The sequence below is a fragment of the Streptomyces sp. NPDC043680 genome (assembly GCF_056436685.1).
Genome location: NZ_JBWKCE010000039.1, coordinates 1 through 8278 on the forward strand (window position 1 = coordinate 1; position 8278 = coordinate 8278).

Consider the following 8278-nt stretch of genomic DNA (forward strand, 5'->3'; position numbering starts at 1 on the left):
TGGGTCCGCGGCCGGTGGTGACGGGTGAGTCGGGGGCGTACCTGCTGTACACCTCGGGCTCGACCGGCCGCCCGAAGGGCGTCCTCATGACCGTCCGCGCCGTCATGAACCTCCTCACCTGGCACCTGGACGAACTGCCCGGCGGCCCCGGCCGGACCACCGTCCAGTTCACCTCCCTCAGCTTCGACATCTCCCTGCAGGAGATGCTCTCCACCCTCCTGTCGGGCGCGGCCCTCGCCATCGTCCCCGAGGACGTGCGCCGCACCCCGCACGCCTTCGCGCCCTGGCTGGAGGAGCACGGCGTCACCGACCTGTTCGCCCCCAACATCGTGATCGAGCTGCTGTGCCGCGCCGCCGTGGAGCAGGGCCGTACCCTGCCCGCGCTGGCGCACCTCGCGCAGGCGGGAGAGGCCCTGGTGCTCAGCGAGGCCGTCCGTGCGTTCTGCCGGCAGCGGCCCGGCCGCCGCCTGCACAACCACTACGGCCCCACCGAGACCCACGCCGTCACCTCGTACGTCCTGCCCGCCGCCGAGGAGGACTGGCCCGCCGGCGCACCGATCGGGCGGCCCGTTCACAACACCGCCGTGTACGTCCTCGACGAGGCGCTGCGCCTGGTCCCGGAGGGGGTGGCGGGCGAGCTGTACGCGGCCGGGCCCTGCCTGGCCCGCGGCTACGCCGGACGCCCCGGCCTGACCGCCGACCGCTTCCTGCCCGACCCCTACGGGCCGCCCGGCTCCCGCATGTACCGGACCGGCGACCTGGTGCGCCGCCGCCCCGACGGCACCCTCGACTACCTCGGCCGCACCGACCACCAGGTCAAGATCCGCGGCATGCGCGTCGAACTCGGCGAGATCGAAGCCGCCTTGCGCACCACCCCCGGCGTGCGCGACACCGTCCTCGTCACCGCGGGCGAGGCCGGACAGCGCCGGATCGACGCCTACCTGGTCCCGGCCCCGGACGCCGACCCCGCCACCCTGGGCGCCGCCGTCCGCGCCGCGCTGCGCCGCACCCTGCCGCCCGCCATGGTGCCCGCCACCTTCACCGTGGTGGACCGCTTCCCGCTCAACTCCAACGGCAAGGTGGACCGCCACGCACTGCCCGCGCCCGCGCCGGCCACCACGGACCCCGCCGGGGCACCCCGCACCGGGAACGAGGAACGGCTCGCCCGGATCTTCGCCGAGGTCCTCGGGCTGCCCGCCGTCGGCATCCACGACGGCTTCTACGACGTCGGCGGGAACTCCCTGCTCGGCGGCGACCTGACCGCCCGGCTCCGCAAGGAGTTCCAGGTGGAACTGACCCTCGGCGAGGTCCTGGCCCACCCCACCGTGGCCGAACTCGCCACCCTCCTGGACCGGGTGGAGCCCGCCCGACCGGCCCTCGCCGCCCGCACCGGCAGCGGGCCGGCCCCCGCCTCGTTTGCTCAGCAGAGCCTGTGGGTGCTCGACCAGCTGGAGGGTCCCGGCCCCGGCTACAACGAGCCCGTCGCCCTGCGGCTGACCGGTCCGCTCGACGTGCCCGCCCTGCGCCGGGCCCTCGCCGACGTGGCCGACCGCCACCACGTACTGAGGACCGTACTGCGCATGGAGGACGGGCAGATCGTCCAGCGGGTCCGCGAGGGGGCCGACGCGGTCCCCGCCCTGGAAGAGGTGCCCGTGGCCGCCGAGGACCTGGACGCGGCCGTGCGCGCCGCCGCCCGGGTCCCCTTCGACCTCGGAGCCGACCTGCCGGTGCGGGCCACGCTCTTCGTCCTGGGGGAGGAGGAGCACCTGCTGCTCGTCGTCACCCACCACGCCGCCTGCGACGGCGTCTCCCTGCACCCGCTGCTGCGCGACCTCACCACCGCCTACGACGCGCGCACCGCGGCCCGCGCGCCCGACTGGGCGCCGCTGCCGGTGCAGTACGCCGACTACGCCGTCTGGCAGCGCGACCTGTTCGCCGCGGCCGACGCCGAACCCTCCGGCCTGGTCCGTCGGCAGTACCGGTTCTGGGAGGAGCGGCTCGCCGGGCTGCCCGACGCCATGCCCCTGCCGCTGGACCGGCCCCGGCCGCCGGTCCGCTCCGGAGACGGCGCCGGCGTGCCCTTCGCGGTCGACGCCGCCACCCACCGGGTGCTGCAGGACCTGGCCCGGACCCACCGCACCACCGGTTTCACGGTGGTCCACGCGGCGCTCGCGGCCCTGCTGTCGGACCGCGGCGCGGGCGAGGACGTGGTGGTGGCCGCCGTGGTCTCCGACCGGGGGGAGCCCGCCCTGGAGGACCTCGTCGGATTCTTCGTCCGCACGCTGGTGCTGCGCACCGACACGGCGGGCGCCCCGGACTTCGCCGCCCTGCTGGACCGGGTGCGGGAGGCCGACCTGGCCGCTTTCGCCCACCCGGACCTGCCCTTCGAGTACGTGGTCGAGCTGGTCAACCCGGCCCGCTCGCTGGCGTACCACCCGCTGGCCCAGGTGATGCTGGCCTTCCAGGTACAGGACGTCGAACCGCCCCGGCCGTCCGGGCTCGCCGCCCGCTTCGAGCCCGTCGAGACGGGCGTCGCCAAATTCGACCTGTGCTTCAAGGTCGTGGAGCACTTCGCCCCCGGGGGCGACCCCGCCGGCATCACCGGAGTCCTGGAGTACGCGACGGACGTCTTCGACGCCGCGACCGCCCGCGACCTGGCGGAAGGACTCGTCGCGTACCTGGCCAAGGCGGCTTCCTGACAGCCGGCGCACGTACGGGGGCCCCGGCACGCACCGCGCGCCGGGGCCCTCCCGCATCCGGGGCGGGGGAAGGTCAGGCGGGGGCGGGCCGGAGGGCGAGCGTGCCCCCGACGATGCCCAGGACCTCCTGCGCCGCCGTCACCGGGAAGAAGTGGCCACCCTCGACCATGCGGACGGAGAACGGCCCGCGCGCCCACGGCTCCCAGGCCTCGCAGGTGCCCTCGGGCGCCGTCTCGTCCCGGAGTCCGCCCAGCGCCGTCACCGGCACGTCGACCCGCTCCTCCTCCGCGACCTCCTTGCGGCAGGAGTGGAACAGCCGCATGTCCGCGCGCAGGACCGGCAGGAAGGTCTTCAGGAAGCCGCGGTCCGCCATCAGCGCCTCGGGGGTGCCCTGCCAGGCCGCGAGGTCCGCGATCAGCTCCTCGTCGGACTCCGGTTCGGTCCTCCCCTCCACCTGGTCCGGAGGCAGCGCGCCCGCCACGAACAGGGCCAGTTGGGACCGGGTCGACCCGGCCAGCCGCCGGGTCACCTCGCGGGCCACCAGCCCGCCCGTGCTGTGCCCGAACAGGGCGAACGGACGCCCGCCCGCATGGCCGAGTATCTGCTCGGCGATCCGGTCGGCGAGCGCCCCGACCTCGGTGAACGGCGCCTCCGTGAACCGCTCCTCGCGGCCCGGGGTGAGCACTGCCTCGACCTGGAGCCCCGCGGGCACCGCCCCGGCCCAGGACTGGTAACGGCCGGGCCCGGCACCGGCCGCCGGCAGCAGGTACAGCAGGCAGTCGCCCTCCGGGCCGATCCGCTTGAACCAGCGCTGCGTCGGCTCGCGGCCGATCCGCGCGGCGATCTGCTCGGCCTGGGTGCGCAACAGCGTCGTGAACCGGGCGTCCAGTGCCGGCTCGGGACCGGCGTACTGGAGCCGCCCGGCGGGATCCACCCACAGCCGCACCCCGCGGCGCCGGGCTTCGCCCATCAACTGGTCGGCGAGAAAGGACATGGCATCTCCTTCGGCATCACGTCGGAGGTCGGGCGGGAGGCGGGTCGGAAACGGGAAGGCGCCGGGCGGGCGGAGCCCGCCCGGCCCGGCGCGCACCGGCTCATTCGGCCTGCTCGGGCAGCGTCCGCATCCGGGCGACGGGGGCCAGCAGCAGCGGCAGCACGCTCGCCACGCCGCCGATCACCGCCAGCCACAGGGCGGGCCGCAGCCCCAGCCAGGTCCCCGCAGCACCCGCGACGAGCGCCCCCGCGGTCCGCACCCCGTTGATCAGTGCCAGGTACGCGCCCTGCACGCGCGACCGGAACCGGTCCGGGGTCAGCGCCTGCTGGATCGAGGAGCCCGCGATGTCGCACAGCATCAGCCCCATGCCCGACAGCAGTTCGGCGGCGACGACCAGGCCGAAGGCCACCCACCGGTCCGAGGAGGCAAAGGGCACCAGCACCAGCGCACCCGGGAAGAGCAGGGAGCCGGCGATGAAGGTCAGGCCCAGCCCGATCCGCCGGGTGAACCAGCCGGTGACGAAGGACCCGGCGAGCGCGCCGACGGCACCCAGGCCCAGCGCGAGGCCGATCATGCCCGGGGTGAGCTTCAGCTCCCGCGCGATGAACAGCAGGAACAGGGTGAAGTAGACCGTGTAGAACAGGTTGAGGGCGCCGCCGCCGAGGAACTTGGCGCGCAGCACCGGGGTCCGGGCCACGAAGCGCAGCCCCTCCCGGATGTGCGAAGGCTCCTTCTGCTTCGGGGCCTCCGGCTCCCGCGGGGACAGCGACCGCAGCAGCAGCCCCGACACCAGGAACGAGCACACGTCGGCGACCAGTGCGACCGGGGCGGACACGGCCTGCACCAGCATGCCGCCCAGACCCGGGCCCGCCACCCACGAGAAGGAGAAGCTGCCCCGGGTCAGCGAGGTTCCCTGTACGTAGTCCTCGCGTTCCACCAGCGCCGCGAACATGCTGTTGCCGGCGACGTTGAACAGCATGGTCAGGGTGCCCGTCAGGAACGCCACCACCCACAGGTGCGCCAGCGTCAGCGTGTCCAGCGCGTACGCGACGGGGACGGTGACCAGCACCGCCGCCCGGCCCACGTCGCACAGGACCATCAGCCGCTTCAACTTCCCGTGCCGGTCGACGAAACCACCGGCGTGCAGGGAGAACAGCAGGTTGGGCAGCGAGGCCAGCGCCCCCAAGAAGCCCATCTGGGCGGCCGAGGCGTTCAGCGCGAGCACCGCCGTCAGCGGCAGCGCGATCGTGCTGACCTGGTCGCCGAGGAACGAGATCGTCTGCGCGGTCCAGTACCTGCGGAAGGACACCTGGTGCAGCAGGGCGGGTATGCGGTCCGATAATTGAGTGGCCATCTGGTAACCGTTTCAGTCGCTGAGTTCCGGCAACGAGCCCCGTCCGGGCGGCCCGATCCACGACCGGGCCAGCACAATCTACAGCGCACCGCCCGCCGCCATCGCCGCGTTCGACTGCACCGATTGCGCCATCGAACACTCGATATTCTCTGGTCCGGAGGCAGATGGAACGCCGTCGCCGAATACAAGGGGAAATCGTGCTGACCGAAACGACCTCGCTCACCGATCCGCTGCTCTATTCCCGTGGCGACCCGCACGCGGTCTGGCGCAGGCTGCGGCGCGAGAGTCCGGTCTCCTGGCACGAATACGGCGACCACGGCGGGTACTGGGCCGTCACCACGCACGCCGCCGGCCTCGAAGTCCTCACCGACTGGGGGCGGTTCACCTCCACCAAGGGCATCTTCCTGCGGCCGAACTTCAAGGACCCCTACCCCGGCGCCGGGAAGATGATGGCCCTGAGCGACCCGCCCCGGCACGACATGCTGCGCAAGGCCATCATGGGTCTGTTCACCGTCCGCGCCATCGCGGCCATGGAGGAACGCACCCGGGAGGTCGTGCGCGGCGCCCTGCGCACGGTGGTGGAAACGGGCAGCTGCGATTTCGTCAAGGACATCGCCGCGCGGATACCCCTGGCGGTTTCCGCCGAACTCCTCAGCCTTTCCATGGACGATGTGGAAATGCTGGCCAAGGTCACCACGGAAGCCGCCGAGAATTCCACGGACATCGACGGGATCGAGGCCCAGCTCGCGCATTTCGAAATCCTCCGGCACTATTCGGAGATCATCGAGGTGAAGCGCCGCGAACCCGGCCGCGACCTGGTGTCCGCGCTCGTCGGCGCCCAGGCCCGGGGCCTCGACATCACCGACGAGGAAATCGTCCTCACCTGCGACAACGTCATCGTCGCCGCGAACGAGACCACCCGGCAGGCGGTCGGTGCCGGCATGCTCGCCCTGCTGGAGAACCCCGCGCAGTGGGCCGCCCTCCGCGCCGGCGACGTACGGCTGAAGACCGCTGCCGAGGAGTTCCTGCGGTGGACCGCCCCCGTCACGCACATCCTGCGCACCGCCCAACAGGACACCGTCCTGGACGGGGTCCGCATCGCCGCGGGCGACGCCGTCACCGTCTGGCTGCCCTCCCTCAACCGCGACGAGGCCGTCTTCGACGAGCCCGACCGCTTCCTGCTCGACCGCACCCCCAACCACCACGTCGCCTTCGGCGGCGGCGGCCACTTCTGCATCGGCGCGAACCTGGCCCGGCTGACCATCAAGGTCATGCTCGACGAACTGGCGCGGCTGCCCGCGGAGATCGAGATCGCCGGGCGCCCCCAGCGCATCGCCTCGCACATCCTCGGCGGCCTCACCTCGCTGCCGCTCAGCTTCCGTCCGCACTGACCGCACCGCCACAGAGGAGATGGGCCACCATGACAGCAGCGCGTGAACTCCTGGACGGACTCACCGCCGACGGGGTGCAGCTGTGGGTGCAGGACGGGCGGCTTCGCTTCCGCCCCGCAGACCGCCTCGACGCCGAGCGCCTGAACCGCCTGCGCACCCACAAGCAGGAGATCCTCCGCCTGCTCGCCCAGCCCGCAGACCCCGGCACCGCCGGCCGGGATCCGGTCTCCGGCGCGGCCGCGGCGCCGGAGAAGGCGCCCGAACCGCTCACCGGCCCGCCGCGCCCCGAGCTGCTGCCGCTGTCGTACGGCCAGGAGAGCCTGTGGTTCCTGGACCGCCTCGGCCTCGACGCCAGCTACAACGTCGGCGTGGTCGTCCGGATGGAAGGCGCGCTCGACGAGCCCGCGCTGCACCGCGCGCTCGACGAGACCCTCCGCCGCCACGAGGTGCTGCGCAGCCGGTTCCACACCGTGGACGGCGCGGTCGTCCAGCGGCCCGTCCCCGACGAGCGGGTCACCCTCGAACGCGTCGACCTGACCCACGTGCCCGAAGCGGCCCTCGACGAGGCATCCCAGCGGGAACTGGACCGGCACTTCGCCACGCACTTCGACCTGGAGCACGACCCGCTCTTCGTCGTCCAGCTCCAGCGGCTGCGCCCCGAGGTCCACGTCCTCGCCGTCAACGCCCAGCACATCATCGTCGACGGCCCCTCCCTCGGCCTGCTCTTCGCCGAGCTTGAGCAGCTCTACGGGGCCTTCCGCGCCGGCCGGCCCTCCCCGCTGCCCGAGCCCGCCGCCCAGTACGCCGACTACGCGCTGTGGCAGCGCCGCCACCTCGGCGGCGAGGAACTCGAAGCCCAGGTCTCCTACTGGCGCGAAGCCCTCGACGGGGCCCCCGCCGGCCTGGACATGCCGCTGGACCGGCCCCGCGGAGAGCAGACCGACTTCGCGGGCAGCTCGGTCAGCTTCGTCCTGCCCGCCGAGCTCGCCGAAGCCCTGCGCCAGGTCGCCGTCCGCTGCTCGGCCACCCCGTTCATGGTGCTGCTCGCCGGCTTCCACGTCCTGATGGGCCGCTGGTGCCGCCAGGACGACGTGTGCGTGGGCATCCCCGTCGACGGCCGCGCCCATCCCGACGCCGCGGGCCTCGCCGGCTATTTCGCCAACACCGTCGTCATCCGGGCGGACCTGGAGGGAAACCCGGCCTTCGACGGGCTTCTCGACCGGCTGCGCGGAAGCGTCGTCGACGCCTACGACCACCGCCACCTGCCCTTCGACCGGCTGGTCGCCGCCCTGCGGCCCCACCGCAGCCAGGCCCGCCAGCCGCTGTTCGACGTGATGTTCTCCTACCAGGGGCAGCAGGAGTTCCGACTGCCCGGCCTCGACCTCACCGTCATCGAGCAGCCCAGCACCACCGCCAAGTTCGACCTGTCGCTCTTCGTCTCCGAGATGCCCGACGGCAGCCTGTACGGATGCTTCGAGTACGCGACGGCCCTGTTCGACGCCGACACCGTCCAGCGGTTGTCCCGGCTGTACGCGAGCCTGCTGGAGGGCATCGCCGAGGCGCCCGCCACCCGCATCCTGGACCTGCCCGTCCTGACGCCCGAGGAGGCCCGCCGGGCCACCGTCGAACCCCCTGCCGCCGGCCCCGCGGCGCCCGTACGACCGGGCTCCCTGGCCGAGTGGTTCGAGGAGGGGGTCCGCGCCCACGGCGACGAACTCGCCGTGGTCGACGGACCCGTGCGCCTGTCCTACCGGGAGTTGGCGGGGCGGGCGGATCGGGTGGCGTGGTCGCTTCGGGCGCGGGGGGTGGGTGCGGAGTCGGTGGTGGCGGTGTTGTTGCC

General features: G+C 73.3%; 5 protein-coding genes. 3 read left to right on the forward strand and 2 right to left on the reverse strand.

From position 1 onward, the window contains the following. Window positions 1–2699, forward strand: a 2699-nt coding sequence (locus tag AC0666_RS33815) for an amino acid adenylation domain-containing protein (RefSeq protein ID WP_478709100.1), incomplete at its 5' end; no start/stop codon positions are given. A 73-nt stretch (window positions 2700–2772) separates the two neighbouring features. Here AC0666_RS33815 and AC0666_RS33820 read toward each other — a convergent pair. Both AC0666_RS33820 and AC0666_RS33825 read right to left on the reverse strand, forming a co-directional pair. Then, complete coding sequence (locus tag AC0666_RS33820; RefSeq protein ID WP_468971918.1) at window positions 2773–3693, reverse strand: thioesterase II family protein; 921 nt, start codon at window positions 3691–3693, stop codon at window positions 2773–2775. Window positions 3694–3793: 100 nt separating this feature from the next. Then, a complete protein-coding gene (locus AC0666_RS33825; RefSeq protein WP_478709101.1) occupies window positions 3794–5047 on the reverse strand; it encodes an MFS transporter in 1254 nt (417 codons plus the stop codon). A gap of 197 nt (window positions 5048–5244) precedes the next feature. Between AC0666_RS33825 and AC0666_RS33830 the strand changes: the two genes are divergently transcribed. Continuing rightward, window positions 5245–6438: a cytochrome P450 gene (locus AC0666_RS33830; RefSeq protein ID WP_468971915.1), complete on the forward strand. Its 1194-nt coding sequence runs from the start codon at window positions 5245–5247 to the stop codon at window positions 6436–6438. 29 nt (window positions 6439–6467) lie between these two features. After that, on the forward strand, window positions 6468–8278 hold a 1811-nt coding region (locus AC0666_RS33835; protein ID WP_478709102.1), incomplete at its 3' end, for a condensation domain-containing protein.